The sequence below is a fragment of the Bradyrhizobium elkanii USDA 76 genome (assembly GCF_023278185.1).
GTDB classification, from domain to species: domain Bacteria; phylum Pseudomonadota; class Alphaproteobacteria; order Rhizobiales; family Xanthobacteraceae; genus Bradyrhizobium; species Bradyrhizobium elkanii.
The window spans coordinates 7,234,448-7,259,226 of record NZ_CP066356.1 but is presented as its reverse complement, the minus strand read 5'-3'; the positions used below and the strand labels follow the sequence as shown (position 1 = coordinate 7,259,226).

Annotated in this window: 18 protein-coding genes and 1 pseudogene; 15 read left to right on the top strand and 4 right to left on the bottom strand. The window is 58.0% G+C overall.

The features are described from left to right. Positions 1–62: 62 nt before the first annotated feature. From JEY66_RS34610 to JEY66_RS34575, 8 genes are all read left to right on the top strand, one after another. Positions 63–1,376 carry a Fic family protein gene (locus JEY66_RS34610; RefSeq protein WP_018270095.1) on the top strand — a complete coding sequence of 438 codons (1,314 nt, stop codon included), beginning with the start codon at positions 63–65 and terminating at the stop codon, positions 1,374–1,376. A 418-nt stretch (positions 1,377–1,794) separates the two neighbouring features. Further along, positions 1,795–3,393, top strand: coding sequence for a trypsin-like peptidase domain-containing protein (locus JEY66_RS34605; RefSeq protein ID WP_026192357.1), 1,599 nt, complete (start codon positions 1,795–1,797; stop codon positions 3,391–3,393). Positions 3,394–3,720: 327 nt separating this feature from the next. After that, positions 3,721–3,894 carry a hypothetical protein gene (locus JEY66_RS34600; protein WP_018270098.1) on the top strand — a complete coding sequence of 58 codons (174 nt, stop codon included), beginning with the start codon at positions 3,721–3,723 and terminating at the stop codon, positions 3,892–3,894. A 793-nt stretch (positions 3,895–4,687) separates the two neighbouring features. After that, positions 4,688–6,232, top strand: coding sequence for an FAD-dependent oxidoreductase (locus tag JEY66_RS34595; RefSeq protein WP_157183425.1), 1,545 nt, complete (start codon positions 4,688–4,690; stop codon positions 6,230–6,232). Next, positions 6,222–6,887 carry a hypothetical protein gene (locus tag JEY66_RS34590; RefSeq protein WP_018270100.1) on the top strand — a complete coding sequence of 222 codons (666 nt, stop codon included), beginning with the start codon at positions 6,222–6,224 and terminating at the stop codon, positions 6,885–6,887. The genes JEY66_RS34595 and JEY66_RS34590 overlap by 11 nt, the downstream gene beginning before the upstream one ends. A 795-nt stretch (positions 6,888–7,682) precedes the next feature. Then, complete coding sequence (locus tag JEY66_RS34585; RefSeq protein ID WP_244620897.1) at positions 7,683–10,883, top strand: hypothetical protein; 3,201 nt, start codon at positions 7,683–7,685, stop codon at positions 10,881–10,883. 109 nt (positions 10,884–10,992) lie between these two features. Then, a complete protein-coding gene (locus JEY66_RS34580) occupies positions 10,993–12,363 on the top strand; it encodes a hypothetical protein (RefSeq protein WP_244620896.1) in 1,371 nt (456 codons plus the stop codon). 178 nt (positions 12,364–12,541) lie between these two features. Continuing rightward, the gene (locus JEY66_RS34575) at positions 12,542–14,683 is read left to right on the top strand and encodes a di-heme-cytochrome C peroxidase (protein ID WP_244620895.1); all 2,142 of its coding nucleotides are present in this window, start codon (positions 12,542–12,544) and stop codon (positions 14,681–14,683) included. Positions 14,684–17,023: 2,340 nt separating this feature from the next. Here the strand turns inward: JEY66_RS34575 and JEY66_RS34565 are convergent. Beyond that, complete coding sequence (locus JEY66_RS34565) at positions 17,024–17,341, bottom strand: hypothetical protein (RefSeq protein WP_141382041.1); 318 nt, start codon at positions 17,339–17,341, stop codon at positions 17,024–17,026. 67 nt (positions 17,342–17,408) lie between these two features. On the opposite strand from JEY66_RS34565, the gene JEY66_RS34560 reads away from it, so the two are divergent. The 6 genes and pseudogenes from JEY66_RS34560 to JEY66_RS34535 all read left to right on the top strand — a co-directional run bounded on the left by JEY66_RS34560 (position 17,409) and on the right by JEY66_RS34535 (position 21,623). Next, positions 17,409–18,308, top strand: coding sequence for a TauD/TfdA dioxygenase family protein (locus JEY66_RS34560; RefSeq protein WP_026192358.1), 900 nt, complete (start codon positions 17,409–17,411; stop codon positions 18,306–18,308). Positions 18,309–18,535: 227 nt separating this feature from the next. After that, positions 18,536–18,805 (top strand): hypothetical protein, encoded by a 270-nt coding sequence (locus JEY66_RS34555; protein ID WP_141382039.1) that lies wholly within the window; start codon positions 18,536–18,538, stop codon positions 18,803–18,805. Positions 18,806–18,845: 40 nt separating this feature from the next. Then, positions 18,846–19,338, top strand: a pseudogene (locus JEY66_RS34550) (IS66 family transposase); the annotation flags it as partial. 360 nt (positions 19,339–19,698) lie between these two features. Then, positions 19,699–20,535, top strand: coding sequence for a Crp/Fnr family transcriptional regulator (locus JEY66_RS34545; protein ID WP_080650318.1), 837 nt, complete (start codon positions 19,699–19,701; stop codon positions 20,533–20,535). Positions 20,536–20,860: 325 nt separating this feature from the next. Beyond that, positions 20,861–21,052, top strand: a complete 192-nt coding sequence (locus JEY66_RS34540) for a transposase (protein ID WP_018270107.1) — start codon at positions 20,861–20,863, stop codon at positions 21,050–21,052. 133 nt (positions 21,053–21,185) lie between these two features. Next, the gene (locus JEY66_RS34535) at positions 21,186–21,623 is read left to right on the top strand and encodes a hypothetical protein (protein ID WP_018270108.1); all 438 of its coding nucleotides are present in this window, start codon (positions 21,186–21,188) and stop codon (positions 21,621–21,623) included. On the opposite strand, the gene tnpC is transcribed toward JEY66_RS34535, so the two are convergent. Beyond that, complete coding sequence (tnpC, locus tag JEY66_RS34530) at positions 21,624–23,180, bottom strand: IS66 family transposase (protein WP_018270109.1); 1,557 nt, start codon at positions 23,178–23,180, stop codon at positions 21,624–21,626. It abuts the gene before it with no gap. A 141-nt stretch (positions 23,181–23,321) separates the two neighbouring features. Between tnpC and JEY66_RS34525 the strand changes: the two genes are divergently transcribed. Continuing rightward, complete coding sequence (locus tag JEY66_RS34525) at positions 23,322–23,633, top strand: ribonuclease toxin HepT-like protein (protein WP_018270110.1); 312 nt, start codon at positions 23,322–23,324, stop codon at positions 23,631–23,633. A 283-nt stretch (positions 23,634–23,916) separates the two neighbouring features. Here JEY66_RS34525 and JEY66_RS34520 read toward each other — a convergent pair whose 3' ends face one another. Together JEY66_RS34520 and JEY66_RS34515 are read right to left on the bottom strand one after the other, a co-directional pair. Then, positions 23,917–24,291: a helix-turn-helix domain-containing protein gene (locus tag JEY66_RS34520; RefSeq protein ID WP_018270111.1), complete on the bottom strand. Its 375-nt coding sequence runs from the start codon at positions 24,289–24,291 to the stop codon at positions 23,917–23,919. Continuing rightward, on the bottom strand, positions 24,291–24,602 hold the full coding sequence (locus JEY66_RS34515) for a type II toxin-antitoxin system HigB family toxin (protein ID WP_018270112.1): 312 nt from the start codon (positions 24,600–24,602) through the stop codon (positions 24,291–24,293). The genes JEY66_RS34520 and JEY66_RS34515 overlap by 1 nt, the downstream gene beginning before the upstream one ends. Positions 24,603–24,779 lie beyond the last annotated feature (177 nt).

The following is a 24,779-nucleotide window of genomic DNA, read 5'->3' as shown; positions in this document are numbered from 1 at the left end:
GTCCGCCCTTCGAAAATGGCCCTTAGGCCCAACTCCAATCAATTCAGCATTGTATTCAGGCCATGACCCTAAACGAGACAGATAAGGCCATCCTTGATGCCATCGAAACCGGAGCAAACACTGCCTCCGGAATTCTCGCTGCCCTGGAGCGGAACGGAATATCGATAAGCCAGCCAACCCTCTCCAGGCGCCTATCTGCCCTTCAGGCAGATCGATATGTGCTGGTCGAGGGGAAGGGGCGAAATACCCGATACAAGGCGGACAACTACAATCAATATTTCAGCATTCCGCCGGAGCGCCGAAAGGCCGTCAGCTACGACCGGTCCATCCTTGAGAACTATGTCCCAAATCAAACGCGCTGGTTGGACCCTGAAGTCTCGCAGCAACTCTTGGCCGCTGGCGGGGGAGTGAGAGCTGATGCGAGTACCTATTCGCGCGCTATCGTGCAAAAACTCCTTGTCGATCTGTCCTACGCTTCGTCCAGCCTGGAAGGAAACACCTACTCATACTTGGATACGCAGGTGCTCATCGAGTACGGCCAAGCCGCTGAAGGAAAGGCCGCCGATGAAACTCAGATGATCCTTAATCACAAGGAGGCGATTACCTATCTCGTCGACAACATCGGTGACATTGAATTGGATGTTCGTGAAATAAGAAACGTCCATTCTTTGCTTTCTCGTGGCCTTATCGATCCGGCGGCGCGCGGAACGGTGAGAAGGCGAATCGTTGGACTGGGCAACTCCGCTTACACGCCCTTGGCGATTCCGCAAATCCTCGAGGATCAACTCACCCTCATCGTGCAGAAGCAGACTCTCATTGACGATCCCTTTGAGCGAAGCCTCTTTCTGATGGTGATGATTAGCTACCTCAAGTACTTCGAGGATGTGAACAAGCGCACCGGACGTGTCATCTGCAACGTACCGCTGCTCAAAGCAGGCTTGGCGCCCTTGTCATTTATGAATGTCGACAAAACCAAATACATTAAAGGCCTGCTCGCATTTTATGAACTGGGCCGCCACGACCTGATCGCTGAAGCGTATGCGGAGGGCTATGCCGCATCCGCGAGCCGTTACGATGCTTATGTCGGAAGAGACCGTGAAGAAGCGGAGTTGGAATTCAAGCGACGTGCCGAAATCTACGAAGCCGTCAAACAGTACGTCCTGAAATCGATCGAGCAAGGAGCCAGGCTAGACGCTCAAGAGTTTCTTTCCGCCCAGTTCGAAAAGGACGTAGGCAAGACAAAGCAGACCCTAATGCGCCGGACAAAAGACATCGTCGAAAGTCTAAACGAGGGAAATCACGTCGCCTACGGCATCGGACGGAAGACATTCGACACCTACGATAAATTAGGTGCAGCCCGGAAATCCACGCCTTAAACCCCAGGGTGACCTCTTGCAGGGCGCAAGCCGGATGTCTGAACTCCTCGATATCTGGGAATGTCATGGAGCGCGCGTTTATCCTCACGCCGGCGGTCGCTGAAATCCGCAAGACCACCCCGCGATGTCCGAAGAGACCAATCACGCGCCGGCACCACGTCTCGTTCGGCGAGCATCGAAACCTCGTCCGCGGCAATGGAATCGGCGTCCGGGCCATGCCAATGGAACGCTGCAAATATCTATATGAATTTCCGGGACTGACGCGCGGCGTTCCCGGAACGCTCTGCTATTGATGAATTACGAGGTCTCCCCTCGCATACGCGCTGTCGTAACTGCGGCGTAAGAGCGAAAGTCTGATCAAGGATCGTGCGCGCCACGTTGCTGCCTGAATACCTGGCGTGATTGGAAGGGAGACCTCGTGCCTGGCCCCGCGTCGTTCTTCGTCACTCTGATCCAGGTCACGGTTCCGAACGAGCTTACCAGCGAAGCCGAACTATTGAAGTTCCTTGCCGTATCGGCAGCCGAACTCAGGAAGATCTGGTGGTTTCGTAGCCGGATGTATCAGAAATTCGAGATTTCGAAAGGCAAAGGAAAGAAGCGCCTCATAAGCGCGCCGGACCATCGGCTGAAGATGCTGCAGACCAAGATCGCGTCCTCGCTCGCGCCGATATACAGACCGAGGAATCCCGTTCACGGCTTTGTGGACAATCGTTCGGTCAAGACGAACGCTACGGCGCATCTCCGGAGCAAGTTCATAATGAACTTGGATATCGAAGGCTTCTTTTCGGCCATTACGGAAGGACGTGTTTCCGGATTGATGAGCGCGCTCGGCATCGACGGTCGAGTCGCTGAGATATTGGCGCGGATCTGCTGCAACGAGGGTGTTCTGCCGCAAGGCGCACCTAGCAGTCCCATAATCTCCAACATGATCTGTTTCCGGATGGACAAGCAATTGCAGAGGATCGCCAAGGAGAGCCGCTGCATCTACACCCGGTATGCCGACGACGTCACGTTTTCCAGCTACCAGCCGTTGACCTTGTTGTTCGAAGGGCCTCCGCCGCCGGCCGGAAATTTCTCGCCCGATCTGCTCAAGGATGGGCTTCGCGGAGCATTCCGGTCCAACGGTTTCGCGATCAATCCACAGAAGGTCCACTACGCCGACAAGCATTCGCGGCGAACGGTGACCGGCTTGAAGATCAATGAAATCGTCAATGTCGACCGAAAATTCGTTCGAAACATCCGGGCAGCATTATTCGTGGTCGAAAAGCAGGGCGCTGCGGTCGCTCAGAAGACCCTCAAGGACAAGTATGGTCGCGAAGCGGCCCTCGCGTCGCATCTTCGCGGCCGGATATCCTGGGTAGGGCACATCAAGGGACCTTCGGATCCGATTTTCCGCAGTCTGGCCTCGCGCTACAACAAGCTCTTCCCATCCGAGAAACTCGAAATTCTGCCCACGATTTTCGAGATCAGGGAGCGTGCGGTGTGGGTGGTCGAGCATTGGGGCGATGACGCAACGGAAGGCAGCGTGCAGGGCACGGCCTTCTTCCTGAAGTCGGTGGGTCTCGTTACGGCATGGCACTGCGTTGACGGCGCGACCGATATCGCGGTCTATCACCCCAGCAAGCCTTCGAATAAATTCAAGGTAACGGTTGCCAAAAATGACGCGCATCGCGATCTTGCCGTTCTCGCGCACGAAATACCTGCCACCGAGTACTACGAGTTCGATATATCGAAGCGCACATTCAAAGCTGGCGACAACACGACGGCGCTCGGATTTCCCGGCTTTGGCCCCGGCGACAAGATCAACGTGCGATCCGGATTGATAACGTCGTTGCCCATCAAGAGCGCCGTTCCGATGATCGAGGTCGCGCAAAAGCTCTCGCAGGGCATGTCCGGCGGTCCGCTGCTCGATGAGGACGGCGCGGTCGCCGGAATCAACTACAAAGGCGGACCGAGCGAGGCCAGAGATTTTGCCGTGCACGTCAAAGCGCTGACCGACTGGCTGAGCGTAGCGTAGCTAAGCCCCTGTGGTCTGTTGCGGACCTCTGCAGCCGGTCGAAGGCGTTACGTATCGCGAACGATAGGTTGACATCGACGAGTATCACCGCGTGTCGACGGCCGCTCATGTATTCGTCTTCCGGCAAGCACATCCTTTGCCGCGCGCGCGGGGCGATGCCGAAAACCGTCGCGTCGCCTTCCATAGGGATGGGGACGATCTGTGCCGCCGCCCAACGTCGGACTATGCGATAAAGGCATATGCGGGGAGGCCTTGTCCGAAGCCGGTGAGTTCCTCTTGATCGCCATGCCGTGAAGCTGTCGTTAAACGTTACGTGCAGGCCGCCGAATGGAGCATGAGGCGCTTCCTTTGCGGAGCCATCGCTTTGCGAAATCGGTGGAGGAGCCGGCCGTGCAGATATCGGACGTGGTCGCAGATTTGCTCGGAAAGTTCTTCGCGACAATTGTTGCGGATGACGCGGACGAGCTGCGTGACATCCGGAAATCTCTTTATGAGCCGTAATTACGCGGCCTTGATTGCCTGAAGGGGTTACTCGATCGCTCGAGGGCGACGCGGCCTTTGTTCATTGCGTACTGAGATTGGATGATCAGCGGAAGTTCTGACTGGTGTCTTGAGCGCTAGATCCGGGCCGGCGGTGTACGTCGACGTGCCCGGTGATACGGGCTTGCGATGTCCCGCTTTCAGGGCCTGAATCCGCTATTCGGAAGCGCTGGGCGGTTTGGAACGATTTGAGCCACCTGGCGACGAGGGGTAATCTGGCGTGGGTATTGACTGGTGGCGCGCAACGTCTCGACTTGGGTTATTTGCTGTGGTCAGAAATGCCATCCAAGATCAGCTAGCGCAAGGAATGGCTCGAGCCGCTGACGATCCCTGCCGTCTTAAATTCTCCGGTTCGGGCACCCGAGGGGGCGCGATCATGTCGGAGCCGAAGGAGTTGCCGGCCCCCGACGGCGGCAAGCTCGGCGAACTCTGTAAGCACAGGAATTGGCGGTGAGGCGCGGGACGCATTAATTCCACGTATACGAGCCATCGATTGTGCGTATCGTACCAACCTTGTTTTTAGCCGTAGTCCAACAAATCGCTTTACGCAACTATCAGTTGTTACTATTTTGTCTTGGGCCGATTGAACGGGGGTGGGTCGCGTGTCTTCGGGGGGGACGAAGAAGGCCATCATTGTTTTTGCGGACCCGGCATACTCGCATGTGGTGGCACATACTTCCTGACTTTTGAAAACTCCTTTTCACGAGCCGTCGCGTCCTGAGCGATGGCGGAGCTATACGAACGTAAAAGACGCATGCCGATCGATGCAGAACGCAGCGCGCACGTTTATGAGGCGTGCAAGCTCACAGACAACCTTTTCGTACTCAATCCGTTTCTTCCGCAGCAGAACTTCTATTCCCAACAGCTACGAGCGCTTGCTCTGGCAGCGGAGATTTCCGATCGGCATCTCGCGCCGGGGCATCGAAGCGTGTGCATAGTCGGGGCTGGTGTGGCCGGGAGGACCATCGCTGCTGCCTTTCGCAGCCTGGGGGCCGGCGTCACTATCGTGGACAAGGAAAAGGTGGATTTCACCTCTTACCGTAATGCGATCCATCGGGAGCTCCATCCGAACATCATCTTCTGGCCGTTCCAGGAGCCGACACCCGCGACCGAACTGCCTTTCCTGAATTGGGCTCAAGCGCCGGTCACCGAAGTCGTCGACGCGATGATGAAGGAATGGGAGGAGAGCTTCGCAAAGTACGTCGCGTTCATCCACGCCGAAGTGGATGAGATCGAGCGCGCCGCGACGCCACTTACGATCAAGCTTGCCGACGCCCAGAAAACCGAGCTGAAGGCCGATGTCTGCGTGATCGCCACGGGCTTTGGGGCCGAAAGGCAGTTCGGCAATCTGCAGACCCCTGCCTACTGGTCTCCGTCATCGATCATCGAATCCGGCGACGAGGTCATGGTCAGCGGATCGGGCGACGGCGGCCTGATCGACGCGCTTTCTCCGATCCTCGGGAAGGACGTGACGAAAGCGGCGCACATTTTGGCGGCGCGATTGTCGAAGAAGCCGATGAAGACGGATGTAAAGGCGATCGAGGAAGAAAGGCGCGCACGGGTCACGGCCGGGAAAAAAGACAGCGAGGATCCTTGCCCATTCTATTCCACCGTACATCTTGAAGACGAAGATACGGAGGAGATCGAGCCTTTCATCAAAAGAGATCCGGTGCCGTCCGTCACGCTGCTGCACGAGAGCAAGAGTGCCTATTCCTTTTCGGCCGCGCCCATCAACAAGCTCCTCCTTTCCCATTTCAGCAATGGTCCGGCGCGGTGCGTGACGCATGTGAAAGGTAGCCTTAAGACCGTGGACAATCAGGCGACGATGGTCCCGGAGAACGGCGCGCCCGAATGTATCGAGCCTCCGACGACGCGGTTCGCGAAAGTTATGGTGCGTCATGGCGCCCCACCGGCCGCGAAGGAGATCCTTGATGAGCCGGACCTGGTTCGTCTTGGGGAACTTTCCTTCGAGCATCTCGATGCGGCCATACTGCCCGGATACGACTCCTCGAAATATGCGTGGACCCGTAAGGGAGTAGGGAATGCCGCCATCAGCATGAAAGTGCTGGCGGATTCCCTCGAGCGTTCACTCGATCTGTTATCCAGGGCCTACGATCTGGACTTCTCGAATATCCGCATGCTCCGAACCAACATCGAGGGCGAGCCGATCAAAGTAAATTTACCTACGGCTGATACCAGACGAGCCGAAAGGTTCGATCTATTCCCGTTGATGGTCGGACCTGTTCTGGTGGAGCTGGGCGAGCCCGACACTACGAGAGACATCGACTATGAAGACTGAGCTGAAAGGTCTCCGCGAACCGTCGAGTGTCAGCTCCAATGCCTTGCGGATAGGCACCCTGGTCAGGGTCAAGATCGACGGCAAGAAGGGCGCGAAGATGATGCTGTCGGCCCTGGTCCGAAAGGGGCCTGCCGTCTTTGCGCTGATGACGCCGCATTCCCGGGTGGGCAAGGTGGATTCTGGCCTTTGCGAACTGGTTCGCGGTCCCGGGCGGTCGAATGTCCGGGTCGGCCACTTCGTTCCGGTTGCCGACGTCCTGGGCGCCAAGTCGCCCCACGTCGGCTTCCAGGCGGTCCAGCTCGAGGCATCCCCGCTTTTCAACGATCCGGTCCAGTCGTCCGAAAAGATGGTTACCGTACGGGACTTCCGAAGCAACCTCTGGGATCGACCGAACTTCCGGGTTCGACGCGTCAACGCGGAAGAGGTTTCTCCAGCGTCCTCAGGCTCGCGTCGCAATCAGCAGTCCAGGGCCAAGAACAACAAGCTTGGTCGCTTGACCGGCGAACTGTTCAAGGTGCGGATCAAGGACGGCAAGGAAGCGGACCTTTGCCTGCCGTATTGCGGCCTAGCCACGTCGCGTGGTCGTCCATTCGCGAACAAGCAAAGCGTCGCGCTCCGGTCATATCGAAATCTGGAGCTTTGTCCGGATTCATAGTCGGACGAAACAGCCGCGAGAATCTAATCCTTCCCGTCGAGGAATTGACGAAAGAGCAGTCGCTTTCGTTCGTCACCTTCGGAGAAGACTGGCCCATGGTGCGCATCGCGGCCGAGAAGAACCGCACGAAGTGATGCGGCCGCCGGGCGCCGCGCCTTAGTAGTCGAACAGCTCCGTCCGGCTGGCCTTCGGGTCTTTGGCCGCACGTCCGGGACCAAGCTATCGCCGGCCAGGCGCCCGAGGCACCAAAGATAAACTCCCGAGTCCGGCTTCCGGCCCGAGTCACGTTTGCGGGTGCACCACGAGACTGAGCCTTTGCCGTTGCGATGGAGCGGAACGGAGTTCTAGTCTTGACGCGTTGTTTAAGCGAACCAGTAGGTGCCCGGTGCCCGTAAGCCTTGAGGCATACATCGATTGATGATGATCCACGGTTAGAATCGAATATGGAGGAGAGTGGCGACGCTGCCGATTTCTTGCGTTCTGAACGAGTGAGTGAAGAAAAAGCGCGCAAGTTGGTAAATCCCAGGTGCGAAACATCGACACCATTGATTTAGTCATCTGTGTCGAAAATCTCTTGACCGTCCAGCAGATTGAATCGATAAATCGCTCCACTACTGCAGGTTACGTTATCAATTCTCGACGCGCGTTACGATAATTTGTCAGTCGTCATTATTGCAGGCCGCCCCTAATCTCCGGCGTCATGTTTTCGATGAGAACCGGTACGAGTGTTTTTGGAATTTAGGTCGATTTTGCTCGCTCGGGCTATCCCGTTAGGCAGTGTTCGGAGGTGGCGCGATGACTGTGCGCGAGCAGCTTTTTACATTGTTGCGCAATCTTCGGTGGATTGTTGTTCTGTCGGTGGCCATTTCAGTTTTGCTTTACCTGCCGGATCAGATTCAGGAGCTCTACCGGATCGCCGCTGACGACATTGGGTGGGTTACGGTCGGGGAGTTTATCGCCCTTGGCGTGATCGCGATAACGGTTTGGGCGTCCGCGTTTCAGCTTACCACCGCGACCCTTCCTCTGATCCCGCGCGCTACGGGCCGGCTGGCTCTCTATATAAAACTTGGGCCTGTTGTGCTTGGAGCGTTGCCGATCGTCGCTGCGGCCGCAGGTCAACTCGCCTCGCGCCCGGCTGAAAAGATCGGTGAGGTCGAGGAGGTCGGGAGTATCTTCCGCATTCAGGACCAGGCGCTCGCCTTCGAGCGGAACATGCTGCTTATCCTCGCCTTCGCCATGTTGGTCCTGCTCGCCTGCTTTGTCATGTTCGCCTGGCGGATGGGATCAAGAGATCGCTCGACTGAACTCGCCAGCCGGGCCAACAACGCCTATTTCATCCGCTACAGATTTCTCGCGCTCACGATCGGCGCCATCGCCCTGTTGACGGCGGGGTTCGTATTGCTTCCCGATCGCCTTGCGCAATTCGTCGGATCATTCGGCGTGATCGCTCTCTTTACGATGTGCGTGGTGGCTCTCACCACGCACTTTGCGCTACTGACGATCAGGTTCAATTTCCCGTTCATACCGGTTGTCTTTGGCGGCTTGTTCCTGGTTGCCTCCTTGTTTGGAAGTGACGACCATGGGCTGCGCACCGTAGCCCAAGCAGCTGGCAGGTCGGAAGAGAAGGCGCGCATTTCTGCAGTCGAGGCATTTCGCGGGTGGCTTCTGCAAAAGTCGCGGGTGGCCGAGGCCAACAGGCTTGGGGAATATCCCGTATTCATTGTGGCTGCCCAGGGTGGCGGCATCTACGCAGCCAACAATGCGGCGCGCTTTCTTGCCAGAATGCAGGATCTCTGTCCGGCATTTCGGCAGCATCTGTTTGCGATAAGCGGCGTCTCCGGCGGAAGCGTCGGTTCGGCAATTTTCGCGGCTGCGCTTCATGCCGACAATGCGCCACTTGATGCGATCACTCCCGACGCAAAGACCTGCCCGAAAATCGCGGACTTTCTCGCAGGCGTCGGCCGCGCCGAGGATATCGATGCATCTGGACCGGTGGAACAACGCGTTGCCAGCGTCCTGGATACGGACTTTCTCTCGCCATTGGTTGCGGGCTTTCTATTCACCGATTTCACCCAGTTGTTTTCGCCGGTCGCGATTCCAAGTTTCGATCGCGCACGGTTTCTGGAATACGCGCTGGAGAATGCGACAGACAGAATGCTCAAGACCCTCGGGGGCATCGGCGATCAATCCAATCTGCTAAAAGCCGAGTTTCAGTCGCATTGGACGCCAGGCAACAATATGCCGGCGCTATTGTTGAATACGACAGATGCCGGTAGCGGCAAGCGGGTTGTGATCTCACCCTTCGATATCGATCCGCTACACTCCAAAGACAGAGACCTCTGTATTCTTGCGACGCTTGATCGGGCCGGAAGCGGGGTCGGTCAAACCGTCGCGAGCCATTCCCTGCGGATTCCGCTGAGCACAGCGGCGTTTACGAGCGCGCGATTTCCGTGGGTGACACCGGCAGCGACGGTTCCCTTGAGGAATGACTGCATTACCGCCAATCCGCAGGCACGCTTAGTGGACGGCGGATATGTCGAGAATTCCGGAATCGAGACCGCGCTTGATTTGATTGAGCGGCTTAACAGTATCAAGGGGACTTCTGACGCGCCAAAGTTCCGGATTTATCTGTTGTCGCTGGTGAGCGGTCAGTTCGGAGATCACGGTTCCTTCATGTTCGGTGAACTGATGGAGCCAGTGCGCGCGCTTCTGAGCACGCGCACCTCTCGAACCTATGTGGCGCTCAATCACGCGAGCAATATCGATCGCCGGCCGGAGAACGATGTAACGACCAGCGTGCAACGCTTTCCAACGTTTGGCCGCACGGACATAACAGGCTTGTTCTACAGCCTGCCGCTTGGCTGGACGCTATCTCAGAAAACTGCAGACATCATCTCGCTGAGCAGCGGCCGGTTCTGGGACTGCGTGCCGAAGGATGATTTCGATCAATCCCGCGAGAGACAAAGCAATGCCGATTGCTTGCAAGTGAAATTGTTTCATCTCTTGAACGGGTCTGTCGCGTCCGCATTTGAAACGCTCAAGGATGCAAAACTTGCCCAGGCGGCCTACGCCGACGAACTGGACAAGGAATATCGACCGACGCCAAAGATCAAACCGCAGCCGCTGCTTGCTTGTTATGAGAGCAAGTGGTTGCAGGAGCATGGCTATCAAAGATACCAGGACACAGTTGCTGCGTACGAGCACCAGCTGGCGGTGTCGATCAAGAACCATTCGCCGGCTCCGCCATCCATGCCGCCATATCGAAAGAGCTATATGGCGTATTTTCAGGCCGAGCAGGTCAAAGCCTTGTTGCAGGAATGGGACCGCGTAGAGGAGACCGACCCGCGCATCCTGGCCTACATCCTCGGGTCAATCTCGTACGACAGTGCCGATTTTACGCGCAGCAGTGAAAACTTCTCTTATAGCGCGGTCTCGCAACTCCCACGCAAATGGCGCGAGCGAATAGCCAAGAACAACGCTGATCTGGCGGCCGCGAGCAAGCCGCCGGTCGCCATGGACGCATTGCTTAACCATCCCAAGGAGCTCGCGAATTTTGTTCTCGGCTACGAGGGTAACCCGTTCGCAAACCAGCCCGGAACGGATGACGGTTGGCTGTTTCGTCCGCGAGGAATGTACCAACTGGTCGGACGCGAGCAATATCAGGAAGCCCAGAACCACATGCTCCAGGTTGGAGACTTGGCGGGACTTGATCTCCTCACACTTCCCGACGCACTGCGAGATGCCAAGATCTCAGCCAAAGTTGCCTTCGCTCATTTCCGTCTCCATCCCTACCAAGACCGAACATTGTTCGAGTTGCTTAAGGATCCTTCGAAGGACTGGATCGCCGTGCGCTCGCTGCAAACGGACATGGATCATGGCCCGGCTGACGGCGAGCGTGTCAAAGCTCGAAGCGAGATGTTCCTTGGCTGCATTGAAGAGGCGTTACATCCGACTCAGCTCAAGACCTTGCAAGGCAAACTTTACGGTAGCGATTGAGAAGGCTGATCCACTGATAGGGGGCCCTATGCGACGGAGCGAAGCTAGAAAGCTGCGCTTTCTTCATCTGACATTGGAAACGTTGAGTTTTAGAGGAGAATTGCCGAAGATGGCAAAAGGTGAAGGATGCCGGTCGAAGCTTCGTCGACTGTTTGAAGGGCTGTCTGTCGCCGGGCTGATGTTTGCCGTTGCTTCGGGAGCCGCAGCAGGCCAGGCTCAGACGGCATCGAAGCCGCTTTCAGCCAACGACGTATCTATCCTGTTTCCTGCACCCAGATCGCCGGCTGACCTTGTCAATCTGATTGCGGTATCCGATCTCACTGGTCCAACGACGCCTCCGCAGCGGCTTTTTTCCGACGAGGATTTCGCGCGCTTTGTCGCAAACGCTGAAAATCCCGAACGCCCCGGCGTGCCGGACTCCGGCACGCGCCGCATTGCGCTGCCAGCTGTCGTGAAGAAGATCGATGCCTGGTTTGTCGCCGGCATCCGGATCGATCCGGGAGCACCGGGATTATCGGCTGATGTGATCGCCCAGTTTGGCCGGCAGCCGCAAATTCGCCTGATCATTCAGCCGGTGACCAATGGACCCGACGGATTCAAGGTCCATGACACTGCCGGCCACCTGATCTTCAGCTTCAACCTTGATCCCGATCCGCCTCTCGATGGTTGTGCGCCATTCCCGCGATTTAAGCCCGACGACGAAGCCTTCAAGGCAATCGTCCGCGACGTTGCGTCCTTGCGTGACCAACTTGCGGCGGGAAAATTCGGCAATGTCAAAGTCTCGACTGCGGGTAGCATGAACGTGCATCCGGGCCTTGTCGGGGCGTCCGCGAAGCCGTTTCGAGATGCGGTTAAAACCCTGCTGGAAAAGCATCTATCCCCGCAGCGCCTCAACACCATGGCTATCATGGGCATTTCACCGCCCGAACCCTGGGTGTTCGTCTCGATGCTCAGGGTCCCGCAGGCCGGGTTGATAGCGGTGCCCGGTCCGACGCTCGATGGCCTGCATGCCGCACAGATGTTCAGCATCCTCAGTGGCACACACGTCGTCCCGCGGCCTGTCACGAACAACCAAAATCCAATGACATGTCGCCACGCGGCGCTGCAGACACCGCCCCTGCCGACCGCCGATCGTAAGGGCGTTTCGACGGCCGATTTTATCGATGCCAATGTCCCCAATAGCCGCGTACTCGAGATCGTCAATATCATCGCGGATCCGAAGAAGAGCCATTTCTTCAATACCGACTGCGTGAGCTGTCACACCGAGACGGCGCAGCCACTCGCCAGGAAAGTACAGAATTTTGCTGTGCCGGGCGTGAACCCAGCGGTGCTGCCGAAGGAAAACTGGAATGTTCGCAATTTCGGATGGTTTCCGTCGTTTTTGCATGGTGGCCCGGCGGCCGCGACCATAACCCGGCGTGCCGCAGCAGAGACGGCTGACGTGGTCGCCTTCATCAATAGCCAGTTGCTGAACAAGTAGTCAGCGCCATTTCGGCCCGCGCACTCGCGCGGCAGAAGGCGCTACTTGAGATAGAGAGATGGAGGGTACTATGGGGGCGCGTTCGTTCCGCTCTTGGGGCGCTGGGCTGGTGAGGCGGTGGCCTCATGTCATCGCTCTACTAGTTGTGATCGTGTTCGTCGCGGTGGCGGCAGTAGGCATGGCGTATTTCGTGCCGGAGAAGCTCCGCGATGCGGCTCTCAAGATCAAGAACGACGCAAATCTGGTTGCTCAGTTGCTGCCTGCTACACTGCCCGCGCCGTCGAAGATCGAAAGCGCGTATTGGCTGCCGCAGAATTGGACTTCACGGCAGCGCTACTGGTTTCACCATACATCGCAGGGCACGGCGACGATTCCGGTCCCGTATCGATGGTTCCTGGCCCTGGAACGTCCCGAGTTGTCGATCCATTACACGAGCCTAACGGACGACGACTATCTGCGACGTCTTGGTTTCATCCCAAGTCCGAGCTCAAAGGACTTTGCCCGGAAGGCACCCGCATACGGCTATCAAGATGATGCGTCGAAGGACGTGGGCTCAACTTGGACGCCAGGCACGCCCGACAATCCAGAGGGTCTGCCTGTCGGCTTTGCAATCCTGAAGGGGGGCATCGACCCGACGACGGGAGCAATCTATGAAGATCAGATCGGACTGACCTGCGCCGCTTGTCATACCGGTCATCTTGAGTACAAAAATGTCAGTATCCGCTACGATGGTGGCCCGGCGATGGTCAATCTCGGCGAGGTTGAACGGGTCATCGGGCTATCGATCGGCTACACGCTGATCTTGCCGTGGCGATTCGAACGCTTCGCCAGCCGGCTGGAAGGTATTGAAGGTCGAAGCGTCGACCGCGAGAAGCTTCGACATGATTTGGAGCTCGCACTTCAAAAGATCAAGAAGCAAAAGGCCGCAAGCGATAGCCTTTTGACCGGCCAGGGTGTTGCGAATCTCGATGAGGGCTTCGGACGACTGGACGCGTTGAACCGGATCGGTAACCAGGTTTTCTACGCCAATTTTCTGGATCCTGCGACCGGCGAACTCCCCGATCCCCTCCTCAAGGGCAATTTCGCGCGCAACGATGCCCCTGTGAGCTTTCCGCCGATCTGGGATACACCGTACTTCCTTTGGGCACAGTATGACGCCTCTGTTCTCAACGAACTTGTCCGCAATTCCGGGGAGGCGCTCGGCGTCAGCGCGAAGATCAATATGAGAGCGTCGGCTCCCGGACGGCCGCTTTTTACATCATCCGTCCATCTTTCGGATATCGCGCGTTTCGAGGAGCTTTTGCGTGGCACCGATCCCTTTTCGTCGGCCGAGGCAGGGAACAGAAAGTTCAACGGGCTTGTCGCGCCACGATGGAAGGACGCCCAGGACAGGTTCCGAGGCGACCCGGCCTGGGCCATCGACGAAAAGCTCGTTGAGAAAGGCCGTGATCTTTATCGCTCGCATTGCTTTGAGTGCCACAGGGGACCAGTCAATGATCCCGCATTCGACGCGAAGTGGCCGGAAGATTCGTTTTGGAAGGTGGAGAACCCAGACCGCTCCGCGAAGGGCGAGAAGAATTGGGTCGAGATCGGTGGACGTCACTATTTCAATGTCGTTCAGCTGCCAGTGAACGCAATCGGCACCGATCGTCAGCAATCCCATGTCCTGACGACGCGGCGCGTTCACTTACCCCAGTCGCTCGCTCTCAATCCCGTCGACGATCTGAACAATGCCTGGGGCTGCGGTCTTCCAGCCGACCGGTCGGCAGATCCGCTATTTGTGCTCGCGCTGATGGACGTGGTGGGCAAGACGATCGATCAATGGAACCTGGCGAACGACTCTTCCGAAAAAGCCAAGCAGCAGATGTGGGGGCCGCGCAAGAACTGCCAAAACCAACGGGTATATGTCGGAGCGCGGGCGAGCCGTAACGGCAAGGAGGAAGATGTCCTTGCTCTTGAACCACAATACCGGGCGCGCCCGCTTGACGGTGTCTGGGCAACGGCCCCGTATCTGCACAACGGATCCGTGCCGACGCTGAAGGACATGTTATTGCCTCAAGGCCAGCGGCCCAGCTCATTCTGCATCGGTGGCCGCAAGTTCGATCCTGTTAACGTCGGGCTTGTTACGAAACTTCGAGCCAATGACGCCTGCGCCGCCGGCCTGACGGACATCAACGTGTCGCTGCTTGGGAACAGCAACCGCGGGCATTCGTTTGAGGGCCAGGAAGCCGATATAACGAAGCTGCCGCCCGGGACCATCGGTCCGGAATTGACCGACGCCGAACGGCGGGCGCTGCTTGAGTATTTGAAGACGCTGTAGGGAATCTTTGGTCTGGAAATCAAGGCTGGTAATCAAGATGCAGAGCAGGCCGAAGTTTGGGAGGAATACTCTCGACGTAGACTCATGCATGTATGAGGATTTCACTCAGTGTCCCGCAGGGGAACTGCTGAACTTCATTCTGCGGATCAGATAACGGCGCCGGCTCCGATTGGATTGCCAGGAGAGTCGAGACCGCGCCTGGCTTGACCCTTCAATCAAAGAAGGCTGGGCTGTGGCCGCCGGGCGTAGAGCCTTGGTGCTTCTTCCGTGCTGCTAATGCGGCAAGTGCCTCAGCGGAACGCAGAATGCGCTGACATTCTGAGCCGGTCGCGCACGCCGAGCATTTGCGCATGGAGAAAGCTTTAGGGGCTCACGACGTAGAATGACTCGACGATAACGTGCCGCGAGCGGACATCTTAAATCGCGAAGACCTGCTTGGTACCAGGAAGACCTGTTAGCCTGTCGAACAACTTCTCCGAAATGCCGGAAATCCTGCTAGAGACATCAGCGGGTGATGACACGCGGAGTTATCTGCTGTATGATAGCGCAACCTTAAGTGAGTTGGAAAGCCATCTCTTTCGCGGTTCACATCGCCGGTTGACAATGTTCGTGCCGTGAAAGTCGCGCTTGCAGCGTAGTCATTGCGCCGCTCCAGTGAAGGAGGCCGTGTATGCTCGACTCCGAAACAACTGCCCGTCTCCGTCGAGTTCTGGATGAGGTTTGCAAAGGGCTGTCTCCTCACGAGACCGGCACTCGAACGCAAGTCGCTTCCAAAATTCTGGAAGCCGCCGCTCGAGGCGAGACGTCCGTCGAAGTTCTCCGGCAAGTCGGACAGAACGCGTTGATCAGCGCCCCGTCAATGTGGGTTCAGCAAGGTTCTTCCCGGTATTCGGCCGAAAGTGGGCGGCGCCGCTGAACCTGCCGGCTCCACCAAACAGGATTAAGCACGTCGATCCGGATCCATCGGCAACGTGCCTGGAAACTGGAAGCATTCAGCGAGCGCGCCGTTATGGACGCGAATCCGAAACAGCTGAGCTTGCGGCGAAATGGCGTGGCATCGCCGTAAGGGGAGTTATAACGCATGCAACATGCCGGCCTCCTGAAACGGCACCGCGTGCATCGGCAATTGGCCACGTAAACCCGCGAAAAGCGTGGACGGCTTGCGAGCAGATAGACGACCAGCTCCAATGCGAGCGAGGTGGTTTCATTATGCTCCCCATGACAAGGGCTCATCGCCTGGCGCGGTTACGAGATCAGGGGTCTGTGCGACGAAGAAGGTCGGGACAAGCACTGCGCGGTGCTTACAAGCGCCTTCGTCCGCACTTGTAAGTAGTACTTGAGAGCTTGCGTTCCGCTTTGTGACGATCCTCGTCTGTTAGAGGACTCTATTGTGCGTTACGCTTCTTGCGCCATAGTTCAGCCGCGTGGGCCGCGTTGTTGCGTTGCGGGTGCATTCTTTCCTCATCTTCTTGCAAAACATGCATCTATTTCACATGTGTGACATGCTCACGCGCGCTGCCGTTGTGGATCGAGAGAAGGCGACAGGTCGATTAAGAATAGCGGGTCCTAGCTTGTGATCCTATCTGGCTTTCTTGAGCGTCCGAACCTGCCAGCGGGGAGGACAAAAAGAGCGAAGCCAATTCGCCGTTTTCAATCCTGAGCTACTGACCTAGCGCTGCGTTGTTTTGGTCCCACTCGATATAGTCGGCGAGCTCCGGCCGCACATTCGCTCCGCATGGCGCACCCGGCGACGTCATAGCGGCAAGTGCATATGTGCGCTCGAGATCAAGTGACTACGTCTCGGTTGCACGAATTGGACGACGCTGAGTCTCGTCAGGTGCAGGACCAGTTCCGTCCCAGCTTAGCCGTGATCCGAAGCGAATACCGCGGCGCGAGCCCGGTTTGAGGCTCCAGTCCTTTGCTCTGGCACACGGTGTCCCTGCGTAGCCTTATCATTCTGGCCCCAGCGGCAATCCGCGGCTCTATTCGGATAGAGCTAAGGCGTAAGTCACAGCCGGTCCGCCCAAGTCTCGGTCGAGCAACGCAGATTGGAAATGGTGGGATTGAGCCCGTTGTTAAACCGCAATGGCAGTTGCACCATTCGAGTTTCGCATCGCGCACCTTGGGCAGAGAGCTTGACCTGACAAGCTGGTGAAAAGCGCGTGTTTTGAACCAATTCAAAGCGGCGAACAATGGCTTGTATACTCGCAAAAGATGTCCTATAGATAGAAGCAACGTTAGGTCGTAGATGTTTGGCGGGTGCAGAGCCAAATAGTTGCGGTTCGTTCATTCGTCATGCGGCGGCATGAGGATCGCTTGAGTGGGCGTATCACACCATCATCAAAGATCTTCCATGGCCACGTTTGGCGGCGAGCAAGCGTTGCTCAAGATCGATAAAGAAAGCTGGTTTCGTTTCATGGACTGGACATGGATTGGTTCTATGATCTGCGGTGTCAAGCCAGGTCGATGATTCAATCGGAAAATCGATCCGATGGCGTTTATACGTAAATGTTCTTCGATCGAAACCGCACTGGATGCCTCCGCGCGCACAGGAGTCAGACGATAAGATGATGGTGCATATCCGAAATCCTGCTTGGCTCGTTGGGCGGCGCGGATCAGGCAATTCGGATGCCCGCCATCAACAAGATGGCTCGTCACTTTGCTCGCCCGGCATCATCATCAATCGGGGGCTATGTTTACGACATCCACAGAGAGAGGCGCCGTCATGAGTAGCACAATGATTGTTGATAACGTCATTCCGCGAGCAGACATCGTCAGGCATGCGGACCGGCTTGGCGCCGAAATCAAGAACATTGCGCTATCGGACGGTTTGTCAGACGAGGTCATCACCGCCATTAAGCAGCTGCTGCTCGAGCATAAGGTCATCTTCTTCCGTAATCAGGGGCATCTCGATGACGCCGAGCAACAGCGTTTTGCTCTCCGGCTCGGCTCGCTGATACCTCATCCCAAAATGGTGGACACAAGGGGAGGCTTGACGATCCGGGAAACGCCCGCTGAACGCGCCTGCCGCCACTTCGACCAGGCGAACGATGACGATGTCTTCAATGCCGGCCACCCGAAAATCTCAGTGCTGCGAGGTGCGGCGATCCCGCCTTTTGGCGGTGACATCGCCTGGTCGAGCACTGCGGCGGCTTATCTTGACCTTCCCGAGTCCCTGCGGATGCTTGCCGATAGTCTCTGGGCTGTGCGCTGCGCAGCATTCGACTACACTATGGCGGAAGGCCGCACGCAAACCGACAACAGGACACTGGACGACGTATTCACCGGAACGATTTGCGAAACGACACATCCGATCGTTCGCGTTCATCCCGAGACCGGCGAACGCATGCTCACGCTTGGTCGTTCCGTGCAGAACTTTGTCGGCCTGCAGCGCTATTCCAGTCAAAGATTGTTCGAACTGCTGCAATCCTACCTCACTGCGCCGGAGAACACTCTGTGCTGGAACTGGAAATCAGGCGACGTTGCAATCTGGGACAATCGCGCGACTGAGCGGTATCCCATCAATGAAATCGGCAGTCCTCATTGGGCCATGGACCGGCTTACGATTGACCTGGGCTTACCGCACCTAAGAAGGCTGAAATCACGGGCCGCTGAGGCTGCCTAGCAAAGGCGGTAGGTCGGATTTCGTAAAGACCCTGGCAGTTCAAGGCCAAGTGGGGCCATCTGCTGTCGGTCAGGAGGGAACCTTTCAGGTTTGTTGCAATCCCGCCAGAATTGCGCGGCCGGCGCGGGCGATCTGGTTGCTTAGATTGCCGAGAAGGCGCGAGCAGCTCCGCCATTCTCGTGTGAGAGAACGCGGCACAGTGCGAGCCGACTGTTCCGACGCTATCTGTGCTGGGCAGTGAAAAGATGAGCGGTCGAGCATGGCTGCGGCGCGAGGTGCTTCCCAAAAGCGCCCTGAAGAACCTCATGAATGTGGGGTCCGCAAGAACAGAGCTTGGATCATCGATGAGCGCGTTTCAAAAAGTGCCCTTCGCGATCAGGGATGGCGTTCACCTCGCTTCAGCTGGCGGCGATCGTGTTTGTACGCGCGGCAACGCTTGCGCGCGCTTGTCGCATACCTTCGGCGTGCTGCGCGGTCAACTAATGGCAACCATTTAGGTCCGCCACCGCGCCGCGATCCTCGGCGCGCCGCTATCTGATCGCGCTGGAGGCGGTCAGACACCTGGACGCATTGTTCGAGATCGAGCGCGCCATCAACGGCCGCGGCGCCGAGGAGCGACCTGCCGTGCACCAGGAACAGAGCAAGCCGCTTCTCGAGGACATGCACGCCTGGTTGCTGCGTGAGCGCGAAACTCTCTCGCGCTCCTCCCAGGCGCTGGAACGACTTCGACCGCTTCCTCGACGATGGCAGGATCTGCTTGACCCAATTGTGCCGAGCGCGCATTGAGAGGCTTCGCCTTGGGACGGCGGAACGGACCTTCGCCGGCAGCCAGCGTGGCGCCGACCGTACCGCCATCATGCTGACGATGATCGCGACCTGTCGCCTCAACGACGTCGATCCGAAAGCTTGACTCGCCAACGTCCTCGCCCGTATCGCCGATCTTCCCACGTCACGTCTGCACGAACTGCTGCCCTGGGAATGGAAGCTCCTGGGCCACGCCGGCAAGCCCGCCGGTCAGCAGGCCGCCTGACCTTCACGCAACGTCATCATAGAGCTCGACGGGCCCGCGCGCACGCGTCAATCGGGCGGTCTTCATCGTATGCCTACAGGATGCTCCCGGGCTGCTCGTTCTCAACGGGGTCGACATCGGCCTGCTTCTATCATGTCGGCCTCTGGTTCGGACGCTATCCCCGTCCGTTAGAGGCGCTTCTCCGCGCGTCGCCTAAGGCGGCAAGGCGCCCGCCCCACGCTCGATGCGTTGAATCCGCCAGAAAGGACGATTTGAAGCGGGATTTGGGCGTCGCCACGAAGCTCATTGCGCAAATCAAGATAGCAGAATCGCTAGAGTTAGCCACTCGGCTAGATCAATTGGCAAGAGACAGACCATCCTATGAGCGACCGCGTGCCCGATGTCTCGGAAGGGCCTGACCGCCCCGCGGATGCCATCCTGAAACGGGCGTCCGATTCACAGCAAATGCTTCGCGGCCTTGGAACGGCAGGTCGTGGCTCTCGGTCGTTTGTCAGAAACGCAATTCTAGCGAAATGTTCTCCTCAAGACCTGGCGGCCATAGGACAGTTCCTTGAGCCGATTGTCCTGAAAGAACGGACGGTGCTGCAGGAGCCGAAAAGGCCCCTTGATCACGTCTATTTTGTCGAGTCGGGGCTCGTCTCTCTCAGAATTGTCGCGACAGGTAGCCTCCTGGAGGTGGCGGTAATAGGGTATCGTGGCGCGATCGGTGCTTCGCTTTTGATAGGCAGACAAATCTCGACGCATCAGGCTGTTGTGCTCTTTCCCGGAAGCGCGCACAGGATTCGTGTGGAGGATTTGCGCCGCGTGATGAACGATCGTCCTGAAATCCGGGAACATCTTTCCAGGTACGATCAAGCGCTCGCCCTGCATTGCGCTCAGACAGGATTATGCGGGGTTCGGCACGGCCGCGAAAGGAGGCTCGCGAGTTGGCTCTGTCTGGCTAGCGACGCCGCGGACGCTCGTGTGCTTCCAGTTACCCATGACTATCTTTCGTCGGTCCTGGGATTGCGCCGCGCCGGGGTTACTGAGACCCTAAGTCTATTCGAAGGACAAGGTTTGATTCGCAAGCGGCGCGGCGTCTTAGAGATTGATGCACGCAAGAGCCTCGAGCAAAAGACATGTGGCTGTTACAAGCTTGTTTCAGATGCTTATGCTTCCTGCGAGTCCGCGACTTCAGCGCAAGGGGCGGCCGGCTAGAAAAGTGCTCTAGACATTTTGCTTTGGCTCTTCTGTTCACTTTGGGCTTCGGCGTTCCGCTGCTGGCGAGAGTTGTTTTCGCTTCAAGCAATCGCCAAGGCCCACTCCGCTTGCGCGAGTTCTTCTTCCTTCAGATCGTCAGATGACGTGGTTCTAAGCGGACTCTTCTACTTCTTTCCACCTCGCTGGCAATCACCGGCGACCAAGTGTTTTCCAGCTCGATCCGTATCTTCCTTCCGTATCCCTCCGGCGTCGGCCGCCTTGTGTAGTTTGAGAGGCGGACCGAGGATTTGACCTTAAGTCTAGTTTTAAGGTCACGTGGCGAATGCAGCTCAATGTGTTGGGCGCAGAGCGTCGGCGGCGATGGGGTTACGACGAGAAGGTTCGCCTTGTCGAAGAGACCTTGCAGGCTGGCGAGACGGTCTACGGCGTCGCGCGCCGGCATGGGGTGGCTCACAGCCTGCTGTTCACCTGGCGTCGACAAGCGCGCCAAGGTCGACTGGGCGAAGATTCGTGAGCGTCACGAGAGGATCACTGGCGCCTGGGCTTGACTTGCGCGGAATGCTCTGGATAGCGCGGTCTGGATGATTGACGCTGCCGGCGCGCGGTGATGGGGTGATCCCGGTTCGGAGCGGGCAACGGGGATCAGAATGACCAGCGAATCGCAGCTGCGCGAGAAGCTTCGGAAGATCGAGGCGTTGTTCGCGGGTGCCGGAACTGCCGGTGAGCGCCTTGCGGCGGAAGCTGCGCTACAGCGGGTGCGTGCCCGGGTCGCGGAGCTCGCTCGCCACGATCCGCCGATCGAGCAGCAATTCTCACTTCCTGACCAATGGTCGCGGCACCTGTTTTTGGCGCTTTGCCGCCGGTACGGGCTGCGGCCGTTTCGTTATCACCGCCAACGACGCAACACGGTGGTGATCCGTGCGTCCCGAGGCTTCGTCGACAAAGTTCTGTTGCCGGAGTTCACCGAGCTGGAGAGGGCGTTGCAAGTTTATCTGCACGAGACGACGCTGCGCGTGATCCGCGAGGAGATCTATGACGACACCAGCGATGCGCAGGAAGTTCCAGAGTCCCTGCCGTCGAACTGATCAGGCGGCGAGCTTTGCCAGCGAACTGTCGCGCTCGGCCTTCCAATTCCACGGCAACAGCATGTGCAGCTGATTGATCTTTGTACGTCCGGAGACGATGCGCTCGAGAACATCGGTCAGATAGTGCCGCGGGTCGATGTCTTGCAGCTTTGCCGTGTTGATGAGCGAGGCGAGAATGGCCCATGTCTCGGCGCCGTCTTCACTGCCGGCGAACAAGTAGTTCTTCTTTCCCAGGCCTATCGGCTTGATGCTGCGCTCGACCGTATTGCTGTCTATTTCAATGCGTCCGTCGTCGATGAAGCGCGTCAGGCCGTCCCAATGGTTGAGGGTGTAGCGGATGGCTTTGCCCAGACCGGACTTCTTCGAGACTTCCAGCAGTCGCGCCTCAAGCCAGGGTTTGAAGTCCTCGATCAACGGCCTGGTGTCGCTTTGCCGCATAGCAGCCCGATGCGCCGCCGGCAGACCGCGGATGCGATCCTCAATGGCGTAGAACATCGCGATCCGTTGCAGCGCTTCCGCGGCAATCGGCGACTTCGTCGCGACGTGAACGTCCCAGAACTTCCGCCGCGCATGCGCGAAGCAGAACGCCAGCAACACCAGACGGCCGCCGTTCTTGATCAGGCCCTTATAGGCGGCATAGCCGTCGACCTGCAGGATGCCGTGGTAATCCCCGAACAGCTGCTTGGCGCGGATCGCCTTGCGATCCTCGGCAAACATGTGGACCACCGCCGGCGGCGCGGGGCCGCCCCACGGACGGTCATCGGTGGCGATCGCCCAGAACTGGCAGACTTTGGTCCTGCCACGGCCGGGATCGAGAACCGGCAGTGGCGTCTCGTCGGCAAACAGCCGCGGGTAGGACATCACTGTGTCGCGCAACAGCGTGTGAAGCGGCTTCAGCCACCAGGCGGCGCGGCCCATCCATGAGGCCAGCGTCTGCCGGTCAAGCGTGATGCCTTGCGCGGCGAACATCTGTTCCTGCCGATACAGCGGCAGCTGGTAGCCGTATTTCATCACCGCGATGTGGGCCAGCAAGGCTTCCGTCACCATCCCCCCGTCGATCGCCTGGGCCGGCGCCGGTGCCTGCAGCACACCCTGGCGGCATCCCCGGCAGCCGTAGCGCGGACGCACAATGCGCTTGACCTGGTACTGCATCGGAATGACGTCGAAGGCTTCCTTGACGGTCTCCCCGATCTTGTGCAGCCGCTCGCCGCAGCAGGGGCAGATGTGGCTCTCGATATCGATCACGACGTCGATGCGCGGCAAATGCTCCGGAAGCCTCCCCCGGTTGCGTCGCGCCGGTCGCTTGCTACGGCCTTCCGCTCCATCAGGCAGCCTGCCTCCGGTCCCGTCGTCGTTGGCGGCGGCACCTGCCGCCTGCGCCGTGATGGTGAAGAGAGACAGCTGTCCGGGATCCAGTGTCTCGGAGCGGGGACCGAAGATCGTGCGCTTGTACTGGGACAGGATCATCAGGAGCTTGTCGTTCTCCTGGACTGCAGCATCGCGTTGGGCGATCGCCACATCACGCTCGGCCGCCAGCGTGCTGCATTCCGCCGACAACACGGCAAGCCGTGACGAATCCCCTTCGCAAAACTCGCGACAAAGCTTGATCGGGCTAGGCAAGGGCTCGTCAAGATTGATGACTACCTCGGCTCGCTCAAGGGCCCCGTCAACCAGTGGGCGCGAGGTTGGGCTTTAGCGTTGGGGGTTCACAACATCTATAACGGCATCGAAGACTTGATGCTGAGCCTCGCAAACGACGTTGACGGCTATGTGCCGACTGGCGAGTCGGCTCACCAGGACCTACTGGATCAGGTGTCAGCCGGGATCGACGGCAAACGTCCTGCCTTGATTGGCTCCGAACTCTACGGCCTCCTTGTCGAGTTGAAGGGCTTCCGTCACGTCATCCGGCATCGGTATGGGTTTGATCTTGATCCGCGCAAAGTCGACGAGAACCTCGCAAGAGTGCGTACAGCCTTTCCGGCGTTCGTCAAAGCCGTGACCTGCCTTTGAGCGAATGATGACGGCTGAGAAGAAGGCGATGATGAGCCTTCTGGGTCGTCTTGCACTGTCTGAAGTTGGCTGCTGCGCAATGCAGCAGCGCTGCAGCGGCGGCCCTGCCGCAGCCGCGCTGCCAGCCAGATCCTCGGCAACTCACTGCAGCGCCGGTCGAAGTGCGTCCCCCAATCCCCCTGCAAGTCGTTGGAATCGCATGCGCTGAATTTCTCGCGTTGAGGCGAATGTTGACGGCGCCGAGCAAAGTGCGCCCTTAACGAAAGTCATGGTCCCGATTGATCTAAGCCGCAACACTTCCACTCGCGGAAATCAGCAAATCCGCCGGAATATGGAAACGTTCGCGCAGACGCTTCACCATCGTCATGCTCAATTCGCGCTTGCCGGACATGACCTCACTGACGCGACTCGCAGTGCCCAGAAGCGGCACAAGATCAGCGCGCGTCAAACCATGTTGCTCCATCAGATAGGTCAGCAAATCCGGCAACGGCGGCGCTTTGCGCGGCCAGCGCGCGCGTTCATACGCTTCGATAAGGCGAGCTTGCGCTACCATGCGCGCTCGATCGGCAGCCTCGTTCGATTGCATCAGCTTGCCGACAAGCACCTTGGCCGCCTCATGATCGGCCTGGTTCTGGATAATTATCAATGTTGCCTTCATCACACCGTCTCCGCGTCCACCTTGTCATAGTCTTCATGACTGCCGAAAAAGCGGATCATCAATACACCATCACGATACTGAACCACGGCGATCAGGCGGTAGTCATTGGCCTTGATGTTGAACACCGCACGTCCGCCTTTCAGGATGCTCGCCTTGGGATGCGATCGCTTCACCTGCTGCGGCGTCCGCCAGTCCGAAGCCTCCGCAATCGCCAGCCATGCCCTGTATTGAGCGCGCGCCGCGTCGATGCCCCGATGACCAGAGCGCTCGGAAAAATAGCGCTCAACCATGTCCGTGCCGATTACCAGCATGGAAGGATCCTACCATGATTTTCCCAAAAATGGAAGAGAGGATTTCCATTTTTGGGAAAATCACGTCACCCGCCGATAACAGGATCGTCTTGCACTCGGGCTAATTCATCTCCAGGCTCGATACTGATGACTGAACGAGGGTCTTAACGCAGTTCGAGGAACTGATCGAAGCCGTCA